A 23,565-nucleotide genomic window follows, 5' to 3' on the forward strand; every position below is an offset into this window, starting at 1 on the left:
TTTGGTACATGGGGTCAATTTAGACTGGCACGAGGGGGCAACGCTCACTGGATTTTCCATTGCCGGAGCTACCGGACAGGGAAAATCTGTTTTGCTAAACAACATGATAATATCATTGCTATACAAAAAGCATCCGGCAGAACTCAAGTTTGTACTAATTGATACTCATATAATAGAGTTTAATCTGTACTCTCAGATTGAAAAGCATTATCTGACTAAACTCCCTGATTCTGAAAAGGCTATTGTTTCAGAGACTTACAAGGTAGTGCGAACACTACAATCACTGTGCAAGGAGATGGATGACCGCTATGAACTCATATCTAAAAGTGGTACAAAAAATATCCGTGAGTATAACCAAAGGTTTAAAATACGTAGATTGAATCCACTTCAAGGCCATCGCTTTTTACCTTACATCGTAGTTGTAATTGACGAATATTCAGATTTAGCCATGATTTCGGGTAAGGAAACGGAATCATCATTAATACAACTAACCGGAAAAGGACATATAGCCGGTATCCATATTATTTTAGCAACTCAACGTCCTACAAAAAATATTATTACAGGTGATCTAAAAGCTAATTTTCCTGTACAGATAGCCTTCAAAGTTTCTGACTCTCTAGAATCGAGGATAATAATTGATAAAAATGGAGCAGAAGACCTATCGGGTAGAGGTGATGCTCTATATTGTAATGAGATGAATACAACCCGGATACAAGTACCGTATGTATCGACAGAGGAAATCAGAGAGATTGTTTGCTTCATTGCAGATCAACAGGGATATTCACATGCTTATGAATTGCCGGAATACATTAGTTCTTCCGATAACTATAGCCTCGGGAGTATTGATCTAAATGAGAGAGACCCTTTGTTTGAAGAAGCGGCCAGATTAATCGTTGTACATCAACAAGGTTCGACTTCTCTTATTCAACGCAAATTTGTAATAGGTTATAACAGAGCCGGAAGACTAATGGATCAACTTGAAGTTGCGGGTGTTGTAGGCCCTACACAGGGAAGTAAGCCACGTGATGTATTAATTATCGATGAATATAGCTTAGAACAAAAAATAAGTTCATTAAATAAAGGTAATTAGCAGTTTTGTAGGCTTTTACCTTTCTGTATTGCTTTTATGATATTCCTTCGGGCAGTTTTTAAAGATGGAGGAAGCAGACTCGGTTCCATAATATCCAATGCTGCACAATATTCCTTCAGTAATTCGGGTATTGTTCTGCACATTTCATAAGCAAGTTTCATGCAAAGTGTTGTTGTTCCGGGAGCAGCTTTCCGGGAAAGCATTTCATCTAAACAATAATCAAGAAAATCGACACGGGGAGGGTTTGCCAATGGTTGCCTGTATAGTAAATGCAGCAATAATCTTTGTTGTGATGGATGCGTGACAACTAATACCCTGTCAATCATTTCATTCTGTTTTTGATACAACCATTCATTCTCATAGAGTGAAAAATGGGTCATTATCCAAAGCGCATTTGTGGCTATGGTATCATCTTCATCGAATGCGAAGTTATATAGCTTTTGTTTCTCCTTATTATTATTTTGAATCAGATAAGTTATTTCGTGAATATCGTCCATCCCGATACGGGTGGATAATCTCTTTCTCAAGTTAAAAGGAAGCTTGTTATTGTTCTGCTTTTTCTCGAACATGAATATTATTCTTGGTTTTTCTTCCATAAAAATGAAATTTATAATAACTGCAACGCTATCTCCGCACAAGCTTCCGCATCAGCCAAAGCATTATGATGATCAGTCAGAATATAGCCACAATCTTCGGCAACCGTATGTAGTTGATGATTGGGTAAATGTTTCAACTGGTGACGTGATGCAGCCAACGTACAATAGAATACATAATTGGGATAATCCATCCGATAAGTCCGAAAGACTGCATTCAGACAGGATTCATCAAAACCTTTGTTGTGAGCCACTAAAGGTAGATTTACGATAAGTGGCTCAACTTCTCGCCAGACTTCCGAGAATAGCTTTGCATTGTCGGTATCTTGGACTGTTAAGCCATGAACTTGACTATTGCCATAACAATAGTAGTTTGGTTCGGGTTGAATCAAACTATAGAAGCGTTCCGTTATAATACCATTGCGTACTACAACAATACCAACACTACACACGCTGGATAATTCCTGATTGGCTGTTTCAAAATCTATGGCTGCAAAGTCTCGGAGCATATATTCTACTTATCTATTCAACAAAAATAAGAAAAGCCTTCCACATAATTTTGTGAAAAGCTTTCCGAATTCAAAAATCGCCTATTTAGGCTTTTGTTTTTATTTACTTCGCCGTCTGTTCATTTTTTGAGCCAGCATATCCATATCCTTACTGATCTTCCGGTCTGTTATTTTTGCATATATTTGAGTCGTTCGGATGCTGGTATGCCCCAGCATTTTAGATACGCTTTCTATCGGAACTCCGTTCGACAGGGCGATTGAAGTGGCGAACGAGTGCCTTCCAACATGGCAGGTAACCGTCTTTGTGATTCCACATATTGTCGCAATTTCCTTTAAGTATTCATTCATCTTTTGATTGGAAACAACGGGCAAACATTTACTGTTTTTCTGCTTTCCCTTATATTTTTCTAATATAGCTTTAGGAATATCTAACAAGCGAATATTTGAATTTACGTTTGTTTTTTGGCGTTTGGTCATTATCCATAGATTTCCGTCAAAGGCTTCTTTGATATCTTCATCTGCCAGGTTAGCCATATCGATGTAACTGAGTCCGGTAAAGCAGCTAAAAATAAAAATATCCCTAACCTGTTCCAATCTTCCGGTAATGAATTCTTTGTTATATATCATGTGAATCTCCTCTTCTGTCAGAATCTCCCGATCGACAGATTCGAAATGTACCCGAAAGCTTTGGAATGGGTCTGCCATAGTTTCGCCCATATTTTTAGCGAAATAAACAATCTTACGCAAGCGTTGCATGGTCTTCATCGAGGAGTTATTTTCACAATTACAGTCTTTGCGAAGATATAGATAGAAATTCTCTAATACAACAGGAGTCAGATCTCGTAAAGGAATATCGGATATATGATATTTCAATTTTAGAAAATCCTGTATACGTTGTTTGACTAACTGATACCGAATAAAGGTTGTACGGGTGGTATTGATACCAACTCTATTTGCATACTGCTCATTATGCAAATCAATAAATTCGATTAATGTTTTTGCCCCTTTTTCAAGCCCTAAGACTTGGTTTCTAATCTTCTCGGGAAGAGCATAATCATATTCGTCCAACTGTTTATTGTACGATTTTCGGATAGATACATTCAAATTCTCTAAAGAGTCATTGATGTCCATTATTTCCTTAGTACGTCCGATGGCTTTTCCTGCTTTGGAATCCCAAACTGCGGGATTTACGCTTATCTTACTGTTGAATTGGACGGATGTCCCGTTAACTGAGATTTTAACCATAATAGGTACGGTTTTGTCTTTCTTCGGTTGATTCTTCCGCAGATAAAAAAGTGTCTTGAATGTTGATCTCATAATCTTCAATTTTAAAATTACAAATTACTTGTTTAGTTATTGAAGAATACAGGACAACTCTGCGACAATCGGCAGTAAATGAGAGTTTTTTGCTAAAACAACTACTAAATTTGTAAAAAAGGATAGTAGTAGTTATTCAGTAGCTAATTCTGACTTTTAGTAGTCTTTTTCCTGCCTCGACTTGTCATAGGTTTTGACATCGGGCTATAAAAAAAGTCTTCTAAAACATTAGTTTAGAAGACTTTTGATCTCTTTTGGCGTTCAACAGACTGTTAGGTTCTGTTCGCTTAGTGATCCGAGCGGGATTCGAACCCACGACCCACAGCTTAGAAGGCTGTTGCTCTATCCAGCTGAGCTACCGGACCATCCTTTTTGCTTTTTAGCGAGTGCAAAGATAGTATATTTTGGCTAAAATAAAAGATTTTTGGCTAAAAGTTTTCATAATGGAATATCGGAGATGATACAAAAGATTATAAATTCTTGCCTGTATCAATTACATTTACTAATTTTACATCCGAACAATAAAACTACTCCGATGAGAATGTAAAAATCTTATATCATACACAGGTTTATTTCTCAATTGTTTAACTGACTATACAGTACAGCGCATTAGCCTGTTTTAGTCTATACTTTCCGCATATGTAATTAAAAGAATATAAGCACACAGGCTTAATATTTATATTCGTCAGAAGAAACGGATATGATTTCTGCTATCATCTCCGGTAGCTTTATTTCGTGTTTAATCCAATCAAGTACTAACATTTTAAATTTAAGAAGTATTATGTGTATTTCGGTACAACAACTATCATATATACATCCCGATAAAGAAGAACTTTTTCAGGATATCAGTTTCTCTATAACCAAAGGCCAGAAAGTAGCTTTGATAGGCGATAACGGTTCGGGTAAATCTACACTGATGCATATATTGAAAGGGGATTTATTTCCCGTATCAGGAAAAGTGATCCGTACTTCACATCCATATTACATACCTCAGCATTTCGGGCAATATAACCGGGTGACTGTAGCGCAGGCCTTGCGAATGGATGATAAATTAAGGGCATTGCATGCAATTCTCAATGGTGATGCTTCAGCCCGAAACTTTTCTATCCTTGATGACGATTGGGATATAGAAGAACGTTCCCGGATAGCCCTGTCTCTGTGGGGACTGGACTATATAGATTTTTCAACATCGCTCGACAGCCTTAGTGGAGGCGAGATAACGAAACTTTTTCTGGCAGGCATCGGGATACATGAACCGGGACTTATCTTGTTTGATGAACCCACAAACCATCTTGACTATCATTACCGGGATAAATTGTACGATTTTATATCCTCATCTCGTAAAACAATGCTTATTATCAGCCATGACAGGATGCTGTTGAACATGCTGCCCGAAATCTATGAATTGAGAAAAGATGGAATTGCTTATTATGCAGGAAATTACGAGTTTTATAAAATGCAAAAAGAACAGGAAATGAATTCGTTGCAGGCAAAGCTCGAAGAACAGGAAAAAGAATTGCGCCGGGCCCGTAAGATTGCACAGGAAGTTGCTGAGCGAAATCAGAAACGGGATGCCCGTAATAAGAAAGATATTCAACAGAAAGGGATAGCCCGTATTATAGTCAATACACTCCGGAATAAGGCCGAAAACAGTACTGCAAAGCAGAAAGATGCACACGAACAGAAGATGGGTTCTTTGAGGGAAAATATCGGCGATATCAGGAAATCCTTGCCTGATATGAAATCAATGAAAACAGATTTCAGTACATCCGCGTTGCATGCGGGAAAGATTCTGATTACGGCGAAAGATGTAAATTTTGGCTATGGAGCCGATCTCCTGTGGAAAAACCCATTGAATTTTCAGATAAAAAGCGGTGAGAGGGTATTGCTAAGAGGAAGTAACGGGTCGGGTAAGACCACTTTGCTACAATTGTTGACACGGCAATTGCCCCCACAGGCCGGAATATTGACAACGGCTGATTTCAGTTATGTATATCTCGACCAGGAATATTCCATTATCAATAACGATCACAGCGTTTATGAACAGATAAGGCAATTCAGTACGGGACTACAGGAACATGAGATAAAGACAATACTCAACCGGTTTCTTTTTTCATACTCCTCATGGGATAAAAAGTGCGGCTTGCTTAGCGGTGGTGAAAAAATGAAGCTGGCTCTCAGTTGCCTGATGGTATCGGCCAATACACCGGATGTATTTATACTGGACGAACCCACGAATAATATCGATATACGAAATGTAGAAATACTTACTTCCACAATCAGAGATTATAAAGGAACCATATTACTCGTTTCGCATGACCAATATTTTATCGGACAGATGAATATCGATTATGAGATAGAACTTCAATGAATTGGATCATGATGTTAATTTAATGTTCTGTTTTTTCTATTACACGCAATCAAAGATTGCTTGTGTCCCTTTTGGACAATGCCAAAATGAGGACAAGCCCGGCAGGGCGCGACAAACTTAAACCGAAAGATGAAAGTTGTTACAAAGAACGCTTATGTGAAAAAAACAGAACATTAAATTCCACCACCGATTAACATCATGATTCATCGCCCTATTTTATCCTCGCATTATACGAATCCGAATAATGATATTTCATTTGAAGGGTAAAGAGATCATCCTTACTATTGTGCTTCACATTCAGTTCGTCCACTATTACATACCGCTTTGTAGACAGTTCATAGACAGCTGCCGACGAACTTATTTCTTTCAGCCATTCGGCTACTTCACGTGTTATCGGTGAGGTCTGGGCGCTGAACTGTTCGGTTACATCCTTAGTGAATACTGATTCTATACGGCTGCTGATCGTATAATCCGGTGTTTGGGTGCGATGGATTGTTGTGGTTTCCGATTTAAAATCGGTCTGTTCCATTCCGCCGAAATTGAAGGAAGACCATCCGCCCAGCGAGTTCAGAAATGCAAAATCATTTACATTATAAAGGCAATCGGGGAGCATTCTAAAGGTAATGGGTTTACTCACAGCCTTCCCGTCGCGGCAAAAATGCACCCTTATGATGCCTGCTTTTGCGTATTTGTCCGATACTACGTTGTCTATATCGAGGCATGCGGTATTTATGGCGTTGTACTTATCTTTATTTTGTACATCCGAAATTTCACAGCCCAGATAACTGCCGGCTTGTGTATAGATTTTGTATAGTATTCCCAGCCTGCACTGTGTGTCGTTGCTTTCGGGGCCGGAATCGGAGAGGATAAAATTGAAATATTGCTTTTGCCCCCTGATATGCGTAAGCACGGGTTGCCGGGTCAACGGCTTTATCTCATTATTTTGACTGACATCGTAAACATATTCCGATAAATTATTATTTTCGAGATTGCGGTCGTATCCGGTAATGGCAAACAATACACCGGAATAATAGAATGTTTCCGTGTCGACTCCATTGAAACGCTTGGCAACAAAACGGTAATCAGTCATTGTGCCCGTATCATACCAGCCTTTTCCTTCGAGGAATTTGTCCGAATATAAGTTCGCATTGAGCCACATTGTATTCATATCGAACCACAAAGGTTCCCCGAAGTAAGACTTGGACAGGGTAGTGGCATAAGTTCCCATTTTGGAATGATCCTTTATGCCAGGCAGTATATCAATGTCTTTGTAGATGTCGAGCTGTATTTCGCAATTCTCGTCGTCTCTGAGGATGGAATCGGGGTGGTATGATTGGGTGTAATTTCCATTGATGCTTATAAATTTGCTGTTTTCAGGTTTGAACGATTTTAAAGTGTACGCCCTGCCGGAACCTTTCGAGACTATATTGATTGTTGTTCCGTTTTCAATCCCGGTTTCATTCACGATAAGGGGTATCGATATATGGAAATTTCCTTTGAAGAAAGAATCGGAAAACAGGCATTTCCTTATGTTTTCCGTTGTAATGGCAGCGCTTTCCCTGTTTATATGAAATGTGGTATTGCTGACTTTACTCTTATCGTCTGTACCTGTGAATCTATGTAAGGTGCCTGATAATGTGTCGATAAACTCAAATCCGGTTTCACTTTCCTCTATATCTTTTACTCTTAAAACCTGTAAGTTGAAATCGATTTTATTGTTTAATGATGTATCTTTCCCTATCACACTTTCGAATACTACAAAATTGGGATTCCCGGCTAAAGAAACTATTTCCGGCCCCTCTATCTTTGCTGTTTCATTTATTGTATATTCCATTTTCTACCGTTTTTTACTGTTTTATTCAAAATATTTATTTAACTCATCTATTATCGTATCAAAAAGCATGTCCGCCCATTTGTCGTCCCATTGCTTTTCTATTTCCTCCTCCAGCGTTGCCAGCACCGGACGTCCCTCGTAACCGTCGCGCCAGATAGCCCTGCCGATAAGGAACAATGTACTGTTGTCGGTGGGTATGCCCCGCGATAAAGCCCAGTCGCGCAAAGCGTCGATCGGAGGTTGTTTGCCTGTACGGGGTTTCCGTCCCTGTTCGATGTAGCTTATATAATTATCGAACAGGGTTTCTATCACTACCGATTCGCCCATCTTGCGGATCTCTACTCTGACACTATCTTCCAATGCGCTGTTTTTTAGAGTGTTCTTTCCTGTTTTCGTGTTTGTGCCTATATTCCTGTCCGACAGTATTGTTTGCGACAGCTTTAACACATCGGCCGCGATGGCCTCCATGGCTTTTGTAATCGCTGTATCCATTATTTACGGGTTTTGATGTCGAAATCGGGCAGCTTTTGTACAAATACTTCACAATTGTTTGCCGGAAACATATCGAGATCCGGTAAAAGAGATTTGTCCTCAAACTGGTTGTCCGCACCGAACTGTTCGTCTATCAGGCAAAGATTCTGCATATTTATCTGGGTGAAGTTGACCGAAAAACGGCAGCCGCAGGCATTGTTGTCGTAATAGTCGCGCAGGGTGGTGTATGTCCAGTCGGGACGGATACTGATACCATAATCCGGATTTTTCTTTATCCGTTCAATAATATTCAGCCCGATAGAGAAAGCCAGGTTTTGCAGGTGATGCACCGACTCCTCGGTTGTTGGGAGAAACAGGATGGAGAAGTTTACGGAATTGGTGAATACATTGTCCTGATTGCGTCCCGTCAGCGGGTCTTCGAGCCAGAACAGGGGATGGGTTTCCTTACCGCTGCCGAGTTCGTAGTTGCGATTGTAATAAAAGGCCCTGATGGTCTTGTGTTGCTGCGCCTGTTGGCGAAAGATTTGTAGAATGCTGTTTATCATATCTTCTTTGTTGTTAGAGATGTTTTATGATATAGATAAAGTTTTTGAAAATTGATAATAACTCTTCACAAGAAAAATTCCCTTGAGAGTTTTAAACTTTTGTTAAATTATTCAGTCTATATTTGTAAGAGGAAGCTGTTAGCCTTTAGCCAATAGCTTTTGGCTAAAAAACAGTTGTATTACAAAAATGCTAATAGCTAACGGCTATCAGCTAAACGCTAATTACATGAAACTACTCACTCACATATCTTCCATATTTCCTCTACGGGGGCTGGGGGGCTTATTTTTGGTCTGTTGTTTATTATTTGCGGGCTGCGGCGACAAGAACGACCCTTACATTCCCGAACCCGAACCACCGGTAACCCCGCCTGCGGAAAAGGAAAATATCGTCTTTAACCTTGACGGCAATCTCATCCGTGCAGGAAAGACGACTGCGGGCGATGCGGTATTCAATATCGACGGCAATTATATCCGTGCGGGGGAAAAGGCTACGGGTGACGTTGTATTTAATATCGACGGCAAACTGATACGTGCCGGCGAGAAAAAGACGGGCGATGTGGTCTTTAATATCGATGGCGACTATATCCGTGCCGGAGAAAAAGCTGACGGGGATATTGTGTTTAATAGGGATGGGGTGTTTGTGAGAGGGGGAGAAGGGGATGAAAATAATATTATATTCAGAATGATAAAATGGTTGGATGACGATTATAAAATATATTCGGGTGATAATACAAAAGGACAGCCAGTTTTCAGAATAATAAAATGGTTGGATAACGATTATAAAATATATCCGGGTAATAATACAAAAGGACAGCTAGTTTTCAGAATAATAAAGTGGTTGGATGACGATTATAAAATATATTCAGGCGATAAAACAGGTGGACAGCCAGTTTTCAGAATAATAAAGTGGTTAGATGACGATTATAAAATATATTCAGGCGATAAAACAAGTGGACAGCCAGTTTTCAGAATAATAAAGTGGTTGGATGACGATTATAAGATATATTCAGGCGATACTTATTATTAGACTTTAGCATCACTGGGGAGTTGTAATCTCCAGTGATGCTAAAGCATTTATCAATTCCCCGACCATCTATCTACTTGTACAGCATCTTCTTGTGCACGGATAATATCCGTGACAGCGACTTTGGACTCAATTTTTATTGATTTGATTGCTTTTATTAAAGCATCATTATCAATAGATTCGGGTGCTTCTATTGCAGGCATTAGTCCACCAGAAGCAAACTCTCTTTGGAATGGCAGTTCGAAACCCAGTGATGCTTTGGCGAAAAATCCGGTGACATCGGAGGGTGTTAATTCTTTACGTTGTGAATTAATGTAACGTACCAAGCCTAGATTTTTACTTGTTGACTCTCTGTTTATAACATATTCGCCGCCTTCTACTTCTATATTTGTACCTTCGATGCGCATACCGCCTTGCGCATGGCGTTTGCCGTTAAGTAATCCACCGTCGGCAAATTTGGCGAGCTGCTTTGTCATTATACCCACCTGAACGGCTCCCGCTGCCGCAACTACCGCCGCCAGTATAGGACCGAGAATAGGACCATAAGATAAAGCCTTTGTTACTCCTTGTGCTACATTAAAGATACCTTCACCAATATTTTTAAGTAATGTCGCTTTGCGGTTTAGTTTTTCTATTTTTTCTTGTTCTGCTTGTTTTTTAAGTTTTTTCTCTGTTAGTTCTTTTTCTTTTTTTTCAGTTTCTTCTTTTATTTTTATCGATTCAGTTGCAGCACTTTTTTCTGTATTTAGTTTTTCTGTTAAACTTCGTATTGTATCTTCATTATTTGTTGCTACAGCTTCTTTCAATTGGTTTTCTAAAGCAGTTATAGTCGTAGTCCTAATTTCTGCTTCTTTTATAATTCCATCATTCTTAGCTTTAAGATGTTTTATGTCTTCATCAATCGCATCTATCTCTGCCTTATACACACTACTAATAGCCCCAAATGCCGTACCAAAATAATCTGCGGTCTGAGTCAGTGCCCCTTTTATGCTATTTGCCACCGTGCTTAGCTGTTCGGTATACTGCTTCCACTGCACCATGCCGAGATCCTGTTCTTTCTTCTCGGCGGCAGTGATGCTTTGCTGTACAGTTATCAGTTCGGCACCTGCCTGTTTTATATATTCCAGTTTTTTGGTTTCTATTTCCTTGCGTTTCTCGGCATTGTCGCCGGCGGCAGCTATTTCTTCATTAAATACATCAACTTGCGTCATCATATTTTGCATCATAGATGCCCGCAACGCCTTATCTTCATTTATCTGGTTGGCATAGTTGGTTCGGGTAGCCTGTATGTCGAGGTACTTCTTTGTGGCATCGGCAGCTTTGTCGGTAGCTTCAGCATTCTTCTTTGTAGCATCGACAGATTGATTGTTGGCTTCTGCTGCTTTTTCTGCTGCATCGGTAATTGCTTTTTGCGATTTTACGGAATGGTCTACAATCTGGCTGACAGTCTTGTCCGAAAAGGTCTTATCTTTCAACATCATATCCTGAAAGAAGGAATCGAGTTCATCAGCCACTTTCTCCGTACTTTTCTTTATTTTCTTCGAAGCTGTATCTACATGTACTTCTATCTTTTCGCCACGCTGTTTCAGGAAATTCTCAAATGTACCGGCTTTGTCTTTCTGGTATTGCTGTTCCAGCTTGGCCGATTCCTCATTATATTGGGCGTCAAGGTCTTTTAGTTTCTGAAACCGGGCTATCGCCATCGCCTGCCTGTCGGCATTGGAATATTGTATGTGGGCTGTTTTCTCGTCTTCGGAGGCAATGGTGAGGTCGGTTGCATTTTTTATTGCCTGCGTTTCCAGTTTGTACTTGGCTTCTAGCGAGGCTTTCTGCTTCTCGTAGTTATCGTCTATGGCAGTAACCATATTTTTCATCGACTCTTGTATTATCAGGGCGCGCTTGTCGTTGTTGTCCTGTATGTGCCTTGTTATTCCGGCTTCTGTTTGTTCATATAGTTTCCTTATCAGGGTTTCCTGCACGGTGGTATCATCCCCCCTTTTTTTAGCATTCGCGAGCGCAAAATTCAAAACGGAGAGATCTTCTTTTTCTTTTTCTTTTGCCGATTTTATAAAAGCGGCTTCTTCTTTTTTTATTTCATCCAGCTTTTTTTTATGTGCATCGCTTATCTTTTTTGCACCATCCAGTTCTTTATTTATGCCCGTTTGTATAGACGCCTGCACTTCCTGCAATCCTTTTGCGCTGCGGGGCAATAGTTTCGACATGCCTTCTACAATTGTACCCATCTTTTGGTAAGCGGGTATAATCTTATCCATATTCTTTACCGGCTCGGGCGAGGTGAGTATGCCTTGTAATATTTCCTGAGCCGAAATTACGTTTATGGTCTTTATTTCCACATTCTCCAGCTTGTCCTTCAATGCTACAACATCGCTACTGTCAATTTTTAATTTAAGTGTTTTGTCTGCCATAAGTGTTTTTAAGGTATAGATAAAGTTTTTTATTTTTGATAACAGATTACAATTGTTAATTTAAAAGTCTATATTTATAAATGGAAATACTATAAAACAATGAAAAATATCTTATATCTTATTATAACATTATTTATCTCCTTTAATCTAGTGTCTTGTGAAAAAGAGGAAGATATTGGAGGTTGGAGTACAGATGATAATTACATTAAAGTATATAATAAGAATTTAACAGGTTATTCTTCCGAGTTGGCATATACAATAATTTTCCCCAAATAGTTACCTCCTTATCTGCCTTTCAAACTTATACTGCTCATCTTCAGCCCGCATCTTATCTATCCGGTAAAGGAGGAATCCGAAAACTTCGACAACTGCCTTTCCAGTGATCTGGTCAAATAAGTATATTTTATCCTCCGCCAGATCGGCAATTGTTTTATACCACCCCCATTTATTACAAAAGTCTTTGTATCCTTTAGAAACCGGTTTGCCTGATCCACCACCGTTGAATAATGGTGCAAAATCTCCTCTGATTTTTTCTTTTTGTACAAAAAAAAAGCGAGCAACGGTAGGGCTTTGTCGCAAGGCAGGTTGCGGAACGTCTCTTGTCGTATGGCGGCAGTATCGGGATTGTAGCTTTCACCCGCCGGACGGCATACGATAGCCAGCGTTTCCGAAATTTTGGTTTGGCTGTCACCGTTGAGCGTTTCCTCTACGTCTATCCATTCGCTCAGTGTGAGCTTGTCCGATACGGGGATAAAGAAATCCTGCCCATCGATATTGACCCTTGTTGCAGGTTCGAAATCGGTGTCGAACACAAAGCTGACAGCTTCGTATATGGCATCGAACAGTTGGGTAGGGGAGTCAAGCAACCATTGGCTGTCCAGCCTGCAAATGCCGGCTATGAAGTGCACGTATTCCATCTTGCCATCGGGGCGGTGCTTAAACCATTTTTCATAATCGGCAAGGCTAAGGTCGGCCCATGATTCGGGTAAGGAGATTTTCTGGTTGTTGATTTCGATTTTTAACATGTTGATTCTTGTTGAATGATGAATTTTTATGATATAGATAAATTACTTTTATTTTGATAAAAGTTTAATCAATTCCTTTAATGCACTTATAGTTAAAAACATTTAAAATTGTGGAAAAGAGAGGATAGGGTACAAAAAATATTTTATTGTTTTTTTAAGCAGGCTCGTATTATTTTTGATATATTTGAAAGAATATGGTTAACTATTGAAAACTAAAAAATGTATAAAATGCAAAAGAAGTTATTAATCACTACTTTACTTGTTATTGCTCTAGTATCCTGCGGCTCAGTGAAAGATGCAATGTATTCTGAAAAGAATGTCCGAAAAGTGGAATTGGGCATGACCAAAGAAGAAGTTATATCTATAATGGGCAAATCGTACACATCGGCAGGTGCAATCCGGTCACCGGAGGGTAGTGTGGAAATTATCAGGTGGGATTCTGCCTATGATTTTGAAAAGTATGAATTTCACTTTGTGGATAAGATATTGAAAGAATGGCACAGGGTAAGAACAGATTATCAAGACCTCTGGCCGAGGGTGGCTCCATAAACGGATATATTTTATCATAAAAAGCCCGGACAGGTAATTTGTCCGGGCGACTCCCCGCCACGGGTTTCATCACTTTATCGACATTATCTATTTTAACATAGAAACAATCCATTAAACAAAATTCACTTTCGTTACGTTAATACTATGTGTTTTTCATGGTATTAGATTTTAAGGTTAATAATGAAGATTGGTTGTTGTGAAACAACCTTTTCTTTTTTTATGTGGTGCCTGGCACGTGTATCGGCTATTTTGTGCAAATTAACGGGAAAATGATAAGATAGTTCCCTGAAACATAATTTTCTCTTCGATAGTTGCCATTTTTGATGAAAACATATACATTTATCAGATTATTATAGAAAATGACCATCCGAAAATGGACGGAGAATGGAAAATAATGTATCGAGTCTTTATAAATCATTTTTTCTGATAGTTGTTTGTTAAAAAAAATCTATATTTTTCACAATAACGATTTAACCTAAATTATTGGTTTTGTTAAAATTGATATAATTTTATCTATGAAAAAATCTATATGTAGCTTTTTTGCATATGTTAATATGAAAAATACAGTGTAATTTTATATATTCCTCGCACAAAACTTTATCTATACTTCTTTTTATTCATTAATTAAAGTAAAAACGAAACAATTATGAGAATTAAAACTTTGTTCCTTGTGTTCCTTATCTTTTGCTATGGCGGAACAGGCTATGCAGCCACTGATGAAAATGTTGATGTTGCCTTACATAATGCAGGCGGACCCGGTCAGGGCGAACCTATAATGCCTTTGGCCAGAATGATAACTGTATCTCCGGTAACAGTGACTGTGACGGATAATGTGAATATGGATATATCATTCAGAACTAATTTGGGTGTTGTGAATGTGATAATAAAAGATGAAGCAGGCATGGTACACTATATGAAAAATGTAAACGCTTCAAAATCAGTAAATCTGTCTGTCGATATCAGTATACTTCCGTCAGGAACATATACTGTCTCATTGGAAAATGCTGGCGGGACATTGAAAAAATATGGTACTTTTGAGGTTAATTAATTATTCATTTTATATAATAAATCTTAGAGGGGTTCGGGATTACCAGCCCGGACCTTTTCGATTCTAGGTCTTAGTTTAATGAAAAATATAGTATTTGGTAAAAGTTATATACTTTGTCTACTTCTAATTTTCTTTTTCTATTCCTGCAAAAAAGATAATCATTCGGCGGAATTATTAATAAAAGCACAAAATAAAGTAGAGGATAATCCATCTGAAGCTCTTCTCCTACTTGATTCTATCCATAATCCGGAGCAAATGAGTGAGGATAACTATATGCAATATATAGTAACGAGAGTACAGGCGAAATCTAATGTTCACAGGCCTGATATAAAGAATGACACACTAATCTTCGACGCATATAAATATTTTGATAATCAGAAAAATATTCATCAATCGGCTTTAGCCCATTACCATACGGGTATTTTATATAATCTGAATGAATTTGCGGATAAAGAGCTGGAACATTTTAAACTGGCAGTATATTATGCCCAAAAAGCGCATGACAGTATTTTGGCAGGCAAAAGCTTCCATTGGATCGGTAACTTGTATCACCGGAAAAATATGGTGGATAGTGCCATTGTTAATTATCGGCAGGCTTTAAAATTTTATGCAACATCTTCAAAGGTGGAGATATACAGGTTGCACACACTGTTTTATATGAGTTTTTCTTATGAAGTGGCAGGGAAGTTAGATAGCGCAATGGTTTATGCTGATAAAGGCATGCAATTAGCGAAAGAGTTTGACAATAAGCCTTATTTGACTTCTTTTACTCATTTGCAAGGTATAATCTATCGTGATTTAGGAAACCTACAAAGGTCAGAATCCTATTTGCAAAAAGCATTGGACAAAACCGCAGACCAGAATGAGTTGCGGCGCATCTGCCTTAGTATGCTCTTGCTATATAATGATATGGATAAGCTGGATTCTGCAAGGCAGTATACAGACCTGTTGATTAAGTACATTCCTGAGATGACATATATTTACACCATACAGGAAAGCTATGCCGCTATCTCGGATTATTATAAAAAAAGCGGTAATTATAAAGCGGCGCTTTACTACAACAGCTTATATGATGCCACTACCCGTAAAATAAAAGAGGCCGACAGTTCTAATAAACTGGCCGAAGCCGACAGGAGATATAAAGCTATTATAGAACAGAAAGAACTGGCAGGCATGCGTCTGCGTAATAATCTCTACACGCTGGGCACTATATCGCTGATACTGATTATACTGGTATTAACCTGTTCCTGTAAGAAAGCATCGCAACTCAAACGTCAGAGAATTACCGAGCGAAACAAGCTGCTGGAGGAGCAATCGCAGGTTCAGGAAAAACTGCTCGAACAACAGCACAAAAACCTTACATATATGCAGGATATATATCGCAGCATAGTAGACGAATGGGTGGATATCGATAAAAAAGTGAAAACGCTCGCGAAAGAATTCGGTGTAAAGGAAGAACCTGAACTCTATATGAAGATAAAACAAATGATAGAGGGCTTCAAGGAAAATACTAATCATCAGCTTGTAGGGCAGGCAAAAGAATTTTTCCTGAAACAACCTTACGGCGAAAATGCCATTTCGGTACTCAAAGACAAGGACTTTTTGTTGTTCATGCTCTACTATTGCGGATACAAGCGCAACGATGTGGCGATCTTGTTAGGAGTGAATCCGCACAAGGATAACATGGCTTTCCGTAAATTGAACCTGAGGAATAAGCTGCTCAAAGCCGGGATGCAACAGGAGGTTATTGAAAAAATATTATTTTCGGAAGAAAATGCAAATTAAAATATCTAACTTTATCGATTGGCAATAAATGCCAGCTTAGAACACGCAATAATTTAAAAATTAATCTATTATGAGAACAAAAATTTACTTTTTAGTGTTTATTATGTTGTCTTTTGGGGGAATTGTTTATGCTTCCGATGCCCCGATTGATTTAAAGAATGACGGTAATGGCGAAGGCGGTCCAGGAGTGAACCCGCGCAGAATCGCCCTTCCACCGATAACTGCAACGCTTACAGATAATAACAGCGTTGAAGTTACATTTACGGCCAACGCAGGTCTTGTGGATATAGTTGTGAAAGATATAAACGGTACGGTATATTACGAAAGTAGTATCAATACATCACAATCGAAAATATTGTCGGTTGATGTAAATACACTTCCGGCTGATACATATATCATTACAATTAAGAACAGAACCGGGACTCTGAATAAGTACGGGAGTTTTGAAATTGACTGATACTTATTCTAAAATAAAATAGTTAATTAAAATGGTTCGGGAGATATCTCCCGAACCTGTTTGTGGAGTTTTATTCAATGAAAAAAATAGTATTTTGGGGAAGTTGTATATCTTGCCTATTACTAATTCTCTTCTTTAATTCTTGTAAAACGAATAATCGTTCTGTTGATTTATTGGTTCAGGCTCAGAGTAAAATAGAAAGTAATCCGGCAGCCGCTCTTCTGTTACTCGATTCTATTCGTAGCCCTGAAGAAATGGATAGAGGCAATTATATGCAATATATTGTGGCGGATATTCAGGCCAGATATAAAACATATCAGGATATAAGAAAGGATACATTGATATTTGAAGCCCAAAAATATTTCGACAAAGAGGACAATCCCTATCAGGCAGCTTTAGCAAACTACTATACAGCAAGCGTATATCACGAAAATAAGATAACTGAAAAAGAACTGGAGTATTTTATGCTGGCAGAACATTATGCCCGGATAGCAAACGACAGTTTACTACTTTCCAAAAGCCAGCATTCCATAGGCAATTTTTACTATGAGAAAAACGTATATGACAGTGCTATCGTTAATTTCAGAAAAACATTGAATTATTACCCGAAAAATAGGAGTACCGAAAGTAGCCGGTTAAATGTAATAAAGACTATCGGTCTTTCGTTTTATAGTACCGGAAAAATGGATAGTGCATATTATTATTTTGAGAAAGGTCTACAGATGTCGGATCAGTTTCATAACCATGATTTTCATGTTATATTTATACATATGCTGGGAATAACACTTCGCGAGCAGCGGGAGTATGTAAAAGCTGGGGAATATTTACGCACTGCATTTTCGGAGACTTCAAATCCCGAAGAAGCACAGCGTATCCATATAGGTTTAATGAAGTTATACAATACAGCCAATCGACTCGACTCGGCAAAACATTATGCCAGCCTGTTTAAAGAAGACGTATGGAAAAATGCTTATGTCTATTCCCGACGGGATATGTATAATTCTCTTGCTGAGTTTTATCAAAAGAGTGGTGATTACAAGAATGCGTTGCATTACAGTAATTTACATAAGGAGGCTCTTCAGGAAATCAATGAAGCCAATAACTTTGATAGAATAGCCGAGGCTGATCGTAGACACAAAGCCACCCTCCACCAAAAAGAGGTAGACCGCCTGAATATGCGCAATTACCTGTATTTGCTGATAGGCGTATCGGTGATATTAATCATTCTGGTTGTAACCTATTTCAATAACAGGACTATGCGGCTCAAACGCCAGAGGATAGACGAACGAAATAAGTTGCTGGAAGACCAGTCGCAGGTTCAGCAGAAACTTCTTGAACATCAGGATGAAAGCCTGACATATATGCAGGGAATATACCGTAATATTGTAACCGAATGGGTGGAAATAGATAAGCAGGTGAAATCACTGGCCAAAGAGTTCGGAGCCAAAGAAGAACCCGAACTTTATGTGAAAATAAAGAAGATGGTGGAAAGTTTCCGGCAGAATACCAATGAGCAGCTTGTGGGACAGGCTAAAGAACATTTTCAGAAACTGCCATACGGAGAGAGTGTGCTTTCATCGCTGAAAGATAAGGAATTATTGCTTTTTATGCTCTACTATTGCGGATACAAACGCAATGATGTTGCAATCCTGCTGGGTGTACGTCCGCACAAAGAGAATATGAATTTCCGCAAACTGGATTTACGGAATAAATTACTCAAGGCAGGGATGCCGAAAGATGATATCGGGCAAATATTATTTGCAGAAGACAACGAAGACTGATATTATCCGGTTTTCCTCTGTATTCAAACCATTTTCTTTTTTAATATTTCTATAGTTTTGGTTAGGTGTGTGCATTGCCTGATTCATTATTTAATACCACAGTCGAATCTTTCCCTTATCTCGTCTGTTGTCGATTTGGTATGCATATGTGATCGTGTTTTGAACGGACGAAGTTAAATAAAACTCATTCATTCTGTTATCAAAATCAAAATAATTTATCTATACTCTAAAAACACCAATGGAAAAAACAGAAAATATGAAACAACATTCGACAGAAGCTAATTATGCTGTAATTAAATTGTCCCGATCGGTAAAATCATACCCGACATTCACCCGCAATACAAAAGGCTGGGTAAGTTACGACCGTGATAATCTGTTGCCGCAGCGAATCATTGAACTGAACAACGAATCGGCAATCAACAAAGCCGTGATAGACAATAAAGTGACTTATATTTGCGGAACAGGAGTGAAGGACGGGGAATATTACGGACAACCCAACCCTGCCGGCGACTGGGATGCATTAATAGAAAAAATAGCTAAAGATTATGTGACTTTTGGCGGATATTGTTTTCAGGTGATACTGAACCAAAACGGCAAGACCATAAGCCTTTATCATACCGATTTCAGTAAAGTGAGGGTAGGGGAGGTCAACGAATTCGGTACTTATCTCAGCTTCTTCCTCTCTAACGACTGGCGTAAGACATACGGGAAATTCGCTCCGGTAGAAATAAAAGCTTATGGAGCTGAAGAAATGCAGAAAGGCGTTCCGTATCTTTTCTATTATAAGGATTATGAGCCGAGCCTTGATTATTATCCTGTTCCTCAGTATTATTCCGCATTGAACTATATAGAAGCGGACGGATTGCTGGGTAAATTTTACTGCAACTCTATCAACAATGGTTTTGTACCTTCTACCATTATTACCATGCCGAGTAATCCGGCAGAGGAGCAGAAAGAACAATTCCAGAAAGATATCGAAAGCAGCTATGCAGGTACTAACGGGGCAAACAGCATCGTTGTGCTCTGGGGAGAAAGCCAGGAAGTAAAGCCCGTGGTGACATCATATACCGCAAGCAACAACGCCGATCTGTACAACAATGTGGATGAGATTATTTTCCAGAAAATCATATCCGCCCACCGCCTCACTTCGCCGACACTGGCAGGCCTGTCAGGTTCGGGCAACCTGAGCGGAAATGCCAATGAGATAATCAATTCATATGTGCTTTACAACCATACGGTTATCCACCAGCTTCGCCGCAAAATATTGGATACGCTAAGTATTTTTACCATCAATAACGGATATAAACGCTTGGTGGTGGAAGATTTGGATATAGTGAAAGAGCTTGCTACGGATAGCAGCAATTAGTTTTGTATTTCATGTGTGGGTACGGACTTTAAAGTTCGTACCCTTTTCTTTTTATTCAATCCCCACCCACCATTCTTTAAATGTCTGCGTGCTGTCTTTCAGATTCACCGTTTCGCCTATCATTGGGGTCAGCAGGCGTATATTTTCTTCTTTGCTTGCAGCAGTTACCCTTTTCAGCGGATCGTCCCATGAATGGTTTGCAAGGGCATATTTAGACGAATGTACCGGGAACAGTGTTTCTGTATGTAAATCTTTGGTTGCCTGCACCACTTCTTCAGGCGTCATATGTATATATTTCCATCCTGTGCCATATTGTCCGTTTTCGAGTATCGCCAGATCTATCTTGCCGAAGCGTTCACCTATTTTGGCAAAATGTGTGTCATATCCGCTGTCGCCGCCCATATAGATATTCATTGTAGGCGTTTGCAGGAGGAATGAAGCCCATAACGACTGGTTCGGTGAAAGCCCCCGACCCGAAAAATGCCGCGCAGGAAGGCAATAGGTCGTAAATCCGTCACCGATAACGGCATCCTCGTTCCAGTCCAGTTCTACAACCTTATTCATATCAAAGCCCCATCTTTCGAAGTGCTCTGCTACGCCCAGTCCGCAAATTACTTTACCTGTGCGGCCTTTAAGCGCCATTACACTTTTGTAATCGAGATGATCCCAGTGATCGTGCGAAATAAATAAGTAATCTATATCAGGTATATCTTCAGCCTTATATCCGTCAGCTCCATCGAAAGCCCTGTTGGCAAAAGAAACGGGCGATGCAGCCTTACTGAATACCGGATCGGCCAGTATGCGCTTGCCGTCTATCTGTATAAAATAAGATGAATGCCCGAACCAGACGAGTATATCATTATTCCGGTCAAGATGCAGCAAGTCGGTTTTCACTGAAGGAATTTTACTGGCAGGAGTCACACGTTCGTGTTTGACAAAAAGAAACTCGTACATAATACCTATATATCCCTTATCTCCTGTTAGTTGCGGTGTGTGGCTCAGATTCCGGAATTTTCCGTCCCTGTAGTTCGGTGAGTTCTTGACCCGTTCCTTACGTTTCCCGCTTGGTGTGCTGCCGAAACTTGGCTGATTGATGAATATTGCAACTGTGACAGCTAGTAATGCTACGACTGAAAGTGTTATGATCATTGCCCTTTTGATTCTCTTTTTAGTTTTCGGCTTCATGAAGTTTCTATTTTTATGTTAAAAGCAAAATTTGTGCCATAATTTATATGGAACTTTAAAGAGAACACTGATCCAGGAATGATAGATTCCCGGATAAATATCGGATGGTGTCAAACTTGGGTTTTTATTTTTCCTTATATTCCTTTCCCTGTCCGAAGGAAATAAGTATGTGTTCGAAGCCCATTGCCTGCAAGATAGGGCGCAGCAGATTCACTGCGCTGTCGCGGCTTTTTCTGTCCATATCCAGTTTTTCAGCTTGTTCGCGTAACTGCTTCTCGGCCTGACGGTAGGCTTCGTCCGCTATCTGTGTCGACTCCCACAGTCCAAACTGCATATCGTAGATACGCGAAGCCGAGTGATCTATGGTTACATGACAGACTTCCGGGGCGGGCAAAGTCAGGCGTATGGAATCGCCGGAGGTGTATATGTCTCCGGGTTTGAGCTGTGTGAGGTCTATGCAGCAGATTACTTCACCCGATACGATGAGCGCTGTCTTGGCATTGGGCAGCCACTGGCGTACTTTCTTGTATTCCACCATATCCTGAATGTTGTATTTCAAGACTTCCAGATTGCCGAGGCTTTCTATTTTCTCTACAATCATATTGTGCGAAACTTCCACTTTGTCACCTCCTTTGTCTTTACCGCCAAAGAGGTACATGATAATGCCACCGATAAGGATACCGATAGCAAGCATATTGATATAACTGCGTTGTTTTATTATATTTCTGCCGGACATATATTGCGTTTCTCTGCTATTTGAAGTAAATGTACGAAAAGCATTTGTTTTTAGAACAAACAGACAGGGTAATAGTTTTTCTCAATTTTTTGAATGATATAAAAAACAGACTTTACATAGACATAAAAAGCCGGAAATCTTCCGGCTTCAAACGATAAAGTATGGAGACTTTCAAAAAAATTCCTCAGTTATTGTTGTATAGTAGTCGATACATTGCTTTATGTCGGGAACGGAATTATCCCAGTTGTTTTCATATTCTATGGATATGTATCCTTTAAAGTTTTGCGATTTCAGTATTTTCAGCATTCCTGCCACATCGAGTATGCCTTTTCCCCAGATAACGTCGTGTTGTTCGGTTTCACCCTCTTTCTTTTCGGCTATATCCTTGAAATGCAGCGATACGATGCGTCCGTCCAGTTTCCTGAGGCAATCTATCTGGTTTAAGCCTTCGCGACGCCAGTGACCTACGTCGCAGCATGCGCCTATCATCGGACTGCGGTTGGATATCTGTGCCAGCAGCAGGTCGGGGTTCCAATAGGCCGATGGCTGAGGATGGTTGTGTACGGCTATTTTGATGCCGTATTTGTTTACAAGGCTTTCTATCAGGTCCCAGTCCTTTACGGCCGGTTCGCAGGATATGAATGCCATGCCCATGTCTTTGGCCAGGATAAATTCTTTTTCCCAGTTGTCGGGGTTATCCGTGGTATATACCCCTGTAGAAATTATTCTGATGCCTTTACTCTCGGCAAATTCTTTTATCTCTTTGCGTTCTTCGGCAGTGAGGTCTATACCGAATACTTTGTCACCCCATTTATCGCCCAGCCTGTGTCCGGGGAATACTTCGATGTATTTCACTCCCAGTTCACGGGTTTTGTCGAGTGCTTCGGCAAAAGTGAAGCGATGAAAGGTATAGGACTGTAATGACAGGTACCATCCGTTTTGTTCGGCTTTGGTTAAAGCTTCAGCCTCGGTACGGTTAGATTCTTCCGATTGTTGCTTGTTTTTTGTATTGCAAGATGCATAACTGCATAGTATGCCTGCAATCAATAGGTATTTACAGATTTTTTTCATATGTCAGATTTATTAGGCCATATCTTAATTGGCAGTGGTAAAGATAATTAAAAGTTCGGTTCAGGATATATATAAAAGATGAATTTTGCAGTGGCTGGCATATCTTTAGCTTTATTCATAGTGAAATGTGTCCTTTTAGGATTAACCAAATTTAACGCCTGTGTCGCAACTTTATAGTGTTAATCTGCGTTGTATTTATGTAGTTTTGTAAAGTTTGTGTTAAGGTTAAAGAGGTCTGCGATGTGATATCGTGGCCTTTTTTTTGATCTTTCATTAGCCGGAAACGAAAAAGGCAACTTTCCGGCCAGGAGTGGTCGGAAGAAATATCTTCCGACTATTTTTTTATATAATCATTTGATAT

The 23,565-nt window shown here is 39.5% G+C and carries 20 protein-coding genes and 1 tRNA gene; 9 read left to right on the forward strand and 12 right to left on the reverse strand.

Annotated features, from left to right (window positions below):
- Nucleotides 1–1,090: FtsK/SpoIIIE domain-containing protein (locus ACFO6W_RS25655; protein ID WP_380001913.1), on the forward strand; the 1,090-nt coding region annotated here is incomplete at its 5' end.
- On the opposite strand, the gene ACFO6W_RS25660 is transcribed toward ACFO6W_RS25655, so the two are convergent.
- The 4 genes from ACFO6W_RS25660 to ACFO6W_RS25675 form a co-directional block, all read right to left on the reverse strand.
- Entirely contained in the window at nt 1,087–1,686 is a 600-nt protein-coding gene (locus tag ACFO6W_RS25660) for a hypothetical protein (protein ID WP_380001915.1), read from the reverse strand. The genes ACFO6W_RS25655 and ACFO6W_RS25660 overlap by 4 nt on opposite strands.
- An 11-nt stretch (nt 1,687–1,697) precedes the next feature.
- Nucleotides 1,698–2,192 carry a 3'-5' exonuclease gene (locus ACFO6W_RS25665; RefSeq protein ID WP_380001917.1) on the reverse strand — a complete coding sequence of 165 codons (495 nt, stop codon included), beginning with the start codon at nt 2,190–2,192 and terminating at the stop codon, nt 1,698–1,700.
- Nucleotides 2,193–2,291: 99 nt separating this feature from the next.
- Nucleotides 2,292–3,509, reverse strand: a complete 1,218-nt coding sequence (locus ACFO6W_RS25670; RefSeq protein WP_380001919.1) for a site-specific integrase — start codon at nt 3,507–3,509, stop codon at nt 2,292–2,294.
- A gap of 291 nt (nt 3,510–3,800) precedes the next feature.
- Nucleotides 3,801–3,874 (reverse strand) — tRNA-Arg (locus tag ACFO6W_RS25675).
- Nucleotides 3,875–4,290: 416 nt separating this feature from the next.
- Between ACFO6W_RS25675 and abc-f the strand changes: the two genes are divergently transcribed.
- Nucleotides 4,291–5,880 (forward strand): ribosomal protection-like ABC-F family protein, encoded by a 1,590-nt coding sequence (gene abc-f / locus ACFO6W_RS25680; protein WP_380001921.1) that lies wholly within the window; start codon nt 4,291–4,293, stop codon nt 5,878–5,880.
- A 211-nt stretch (nt 5,881–6,091) separates the two neighbouring features.
- Here the strand turns inward: abc-f and ACFO6W_RS25685 are convergent, their stop codons facing one another.
- From ACFO6W_RS25685 to ACFO6W_RS25695, 3 genes are read right to left on the reverse strand one after another with little or no spacing between them, the layout of a single operon-like run.
- Complete coding sequence (locus tag ACFO6W_RS25685) at nt 6,092–7,714, reverse strand: hypothetical protein (protein WP_380001923.1); 1,623 nt, start codon at nt 7,712–7,714, stop codon at nt 6,092–6,094.
- A gap of 21 nt (nt 7,715–7,735) precedes the next feature.
- The gene (locus ACFO6W_RS25690; protein WP_380001925.1) at nt 7,736–8,206 is read right to left on the reverse strand and encodes a hypothetical protein; all 471 of its coding nucleotides are present in this window, start codon (nt 8,204–8,206) and stop codon (nt 7,736–7,738) included.
- Nucleotides 8,206–8,751 (reverse strand): hypothetical protein, encoded by a 546-nt coding sequence (locus tag ACFO6W_RS25695; RefSeq protein WP_291112085.1) that lies wholly within the window; start codon nt 8,749–8,751, stop codon nt 8,206–8,208. The genes ACFO6W_RS25690 and ACFO6W_RS25695 overlap by 1 nt, the downstream gene beginning before the upstream one ends.
- Nucleotides 8,752–8,977: 226 nt before the next feature.
- Between ACFO6W_RS25695 and ACFO6W_RS25700 the strand changes: the two genes are divergently transcribed.
- Entirely contained in the window at nt 8,978–9,778 is an 801-nt protein-coding gene (locus ACFO6W_RS25700) for a hypothetical protein (protein ID WP_380001927.1), read from the forward strand.
- Nucleotides 9,779–9,828: 50 nt separating this feature from the next.
- On the opposite strand, the gene ACFO6W_RS25705 is transcribed toward ACFO6W_RS25700, so the two are convergent.
- Nucleotides 9,829–12,201 carry a hypothetical protein gene (locus tag ACFO6W_RS25705; protein ID WP_380001929.1) on the reverse strand — a complete coding sequence of 791 codons (2,373 nt, stop codon included), beginning with the start codon at nt 12,199–12,201 and terminating at the stop codon, nt 9,829–9,831.
- Between the two features lie 332 nt (nt 12,202–12,533).
- Nucleotides 12,534–13,226: a hypothetical protein gene (locus ACFO6W_RS25710; protein WP_380001931.1), complete on the reverse strand. Its 693-nt coding sequence runs from the start codon at nt 13,224–13,226 to the stop codon at nt 12,534–12,536.
- A gap of 228 nt (nt 13,227–13,454) precedes the next feature.
- Here ACFO6W_RS25710 and ACFO6W_RS25715 point away from each other — a divergent pair, with 228 nt between their 5' ends.
- The 6 genes from ACFO6W_RS25715 to ACFO6W_RS25740 all read left to right on the forward strand — a co-directional run bounded on the left by ACFO6W_RS25715 (nt 13,455) and on the right by ACFO6W_RS25740 (nt 20,212).
- Complete coding sequence (locus ACFO6W_RS25715) at nt 13,455–13,775, forward strand: hypothetical protein (RefSeq protein ID WP_380001933.1); 321 nt, start codon at nt 13,455–13,457, stop codon at nt 13,773–13,775.
- Nucleotides 13,776–14,421: 646 nt separating this feature from the next.
- A complete protein-coding gene (locus ACFO6W_RS25720) occupies nt 14,422–14,823 on the forward strand; it encodes a DUF3244 domain-containing protein (protein ID WP_380001935.1) in 402 nt (133 codons plus the stop codon).
- 78 nt (nt 14,824–14,901) lie between these two features.
- Entirely contained in the window at nt 14,902–16,608 is a 1,707-nt protein-coding gene (locus tag ACFO6W_RS25725; RefSeq protein WP_380001937.1) for a tetratricopeptide repeat protein, read from the forward strand.
- Between the two features lie 70 nt (nt 16,609–16,678).
- Complete coding sequence (locus tag ACFO6W_RS25730) at nt 16,679–17,065, forward strand: DUF3244 domain-containing protein (protein ID WP_380001939.1); 387 nt, start codon at nt 16,679–16,681, stop codon at nt 17,063–17,065.
- Between the two features lie 77 nt (nt 17,066–17,142).
- A complete protein-coding gene (locus ACFO6W_RS25735; RefSeq protein WP_380001941.1) occupies nt 17,143–18,846 on the forward strand; it encodes a tetratricopeptide repeat protein in 1,704 nt (567 codons plus the stop codon).
- 238 nt (nt 18,847–19,084) lie between these two features.
- Nucleotides 19,085–20,212 (forward strand): hypothetical protein, encoded by a 1,128-nt coding sequence (locus ACFO6W_RS25740; protein WP_380001943.1) that lies wholly within the window; start codon nt 19,085–19,087, stop codon nt 20,210–20,212.
- Between the two features lie 51 nt (nt 20,213–20,263).
- Here ACFO6W_RS25740 and ACFO6W_RS25745 read toward each other — a convergent pair whose 3' ends face one another.
- The 3 genes from ACFO6W_RS25745 to ACFO6W_RS25755 all read right to left on the reverse strand — a co-directional run bounded on the left by ACFO6W_RS25745 (nt 20,264) and on the right by ACFO6W_RS25755 (nt 23,204).
- Entirely contained in the window at nt 20,264–21,397 is a 1,134-nt protein-coding gene (locus ACFO6W_RS25745; protein ID WP_380001945.1) for an MBL fold metallo-hydrolase, read from the reverse strand.
- Between the two features lie 124 nt (nt 21,398–21,521).
- Complete coding sequence (locus ACFO6W_RS25750) at nt 21,522–22,133, reverse strand: DUF4230 domain-containing protein (RefSeq protein ID WP_380001947.1); 612 nt, start codon at nt 22,131–22,133, stop codon at nt 21,522–21,524.
- Nucleotides 22,134–22,304: 171 nt separating this feature from the next.
- Nucleotides 22,305–23,204, reverse strand: coding sequence for a sugar phosphate isomerase/epimerase family protein (locus ACFO6W_RS25755; protein WP_380001949.1), 900 nt, complete (start codon nt 23,202–23,204; stop codon nt 22,305–22,307).
- Nucleotides 23,205–23,565 lie beyond the last annotated feature (361 nt).

It is taken from the genome of Dysgonomonas termitidis (assembly GCF_042654545.1).
GTDB lineage: Bacteria > Bacteroidota > Bacteroidia > Bacteroidales > Dysgonomonadaceae > Dysgonomonas > Dysgonomonas termitidis.

What these genes read in the sequence shown, in the direction of transcription:
- ACFO6W_RS25730 (WP_380001939.1), top strand. Translation starts at nt 16,679, where the DNA reads ATGAGAACAAAAATTTACTTTTTAGTGTTTATTATGTTGTCTTTTGGG.
- abc-f (WP_380001921.1), top strand. Translation starts at nt 4,291, where the DNA reads ATGTGTATTTCGGTACAACAACTATCATATATACATCCCGATAAAGAA.
- ACFO6W_RS25720 (WP_380001935.1), top strand. Translation starts at nt 14,422, where the DNA reads ATGAGAATTAAAACTTTGTTCCTTGTGTTCCTTATCTTTTGCTATGGC.
- ACFO6W_RS25685 (WP_380001923.1), bottom strand. Translation starts at nt 7,714, where the DNA reads ATGGAATATACAATAAATGAAACAGCAAAGATAGAGGGGCCGGAAATA.
- ACFO6W_RS25690 (WP_380001925.1), bottom strand. Translation starts at nt 8,206, where the DNA reads ATGGATACAGCGATTACAAAAGCCATGGAGGCCATCGCGGCCGATGTG.
- ACFO6W_RS25700 (WP_380001927.1), top strand. Translation starts at nt 8,978, where the DNA reads ATGAAACTACTCACTCACATATCTTCCATATTTCCTCTACGGGGGCTG.
- ACFO6W_RS25740 (WP_380001943.1), top strand. Translation starts at nt 19,085, where the DNA reads ATGGAAAAAACAGAAAATATGAAACAACATTCGACAGAAGCTAATTAT.
- ACFO6W_RS25755 (WP_380001949.1), bottom strand. Translation starts at nt 23,204, where the DNA reads ATGAAAAAAATCTGTAAATACCTATTGATTGCAGGCATACTATGCAGT.
- ACFO6W_RS25660 (WP_380001915.1), bottom strand. Translation starts at nt 1,686, where the DNA reads ATGGAAGAAAAACCAAGAATAATATTCATGTTCGAGAAAAAGCAGAAC.
- ACFO6W_RS25705 (WP_380001929.1), bottom strand. Translation starts at nt 12,201, where the DNA reads ATGGCAGACAAAACACTTAAATTAAAAATTGACAGTAGCGATGTTGTA.
- ACFO6W_RS25670 (WP_380001919.1), bottom strand. Translation starts at nt 3,509, where the DNA reads ATGAGATCAACATTCAAGACACTTTTTTATCTGCGGAAGAATCAACCG.
- ACFO6W_RS25710 (WP_380001931.1), bottom strand. Translation starts at nt 13,226, where the DNA reads ATGTTAAAAATCGAAATCAACAACCAGAAAATCTCCTTACCCGAATCA.
- ACFO6W_RS25745 (WP_380001945.1), bottom strand. Translation starts at nt 21,397, where the DNA reads ATGAAGCCGAAAACTAAAAAGAGAATCAAAAGGGCAATGATCATAACA.
- ACFO6W_RS25665 (WP_380001917.1), bottom strand. Translation starts at nt 2,192, where the DNA reads ATGCTCCGAGACTTTGCAGCCATAGATTTTGAAACAGCCAATCAGGAA.
- ACFO6W_RS25725 (WP_380001937.1), top strand. Translation starts at nt 14,902, where the DNA reads ATGAAAAATATAGTATTTGGTAAAAGTTATATACTTTGTCTACTTCTA.
- ACFO6W_RS25695 (WP_291112085.1), bottom strand. Translation starts at nt 8,751, where the DNA reads ATGATAAACAGCATTCTACAAATCTTTCGCCAACAGGCGCAGCAACAC.
- ACFO6W_RS25735 (WP_380001941.1), top strand. Translation starts at nt 17,143, where the DNA reads ATGAAAAAAATAGTATTTTGGGGAAGTTGTATATCTTGCCTATTACTA.
- ACFO6W_RS25750 (WP_380001947.1), bottom strand. Translation starts at nt 22,133, where the DNA reads ATGTCCGGCAGAAATATAATAAAACAACGCAGTTATATCAATATGCTT.
- ACFO6W_RS25715 (WP_380001933.1), top strand. Translation starts at nt 13,455, where the DNA reads ATGCAAAAGAAGTTATTAATCACTACTTTACTTGTTATTGCTCTAGTA.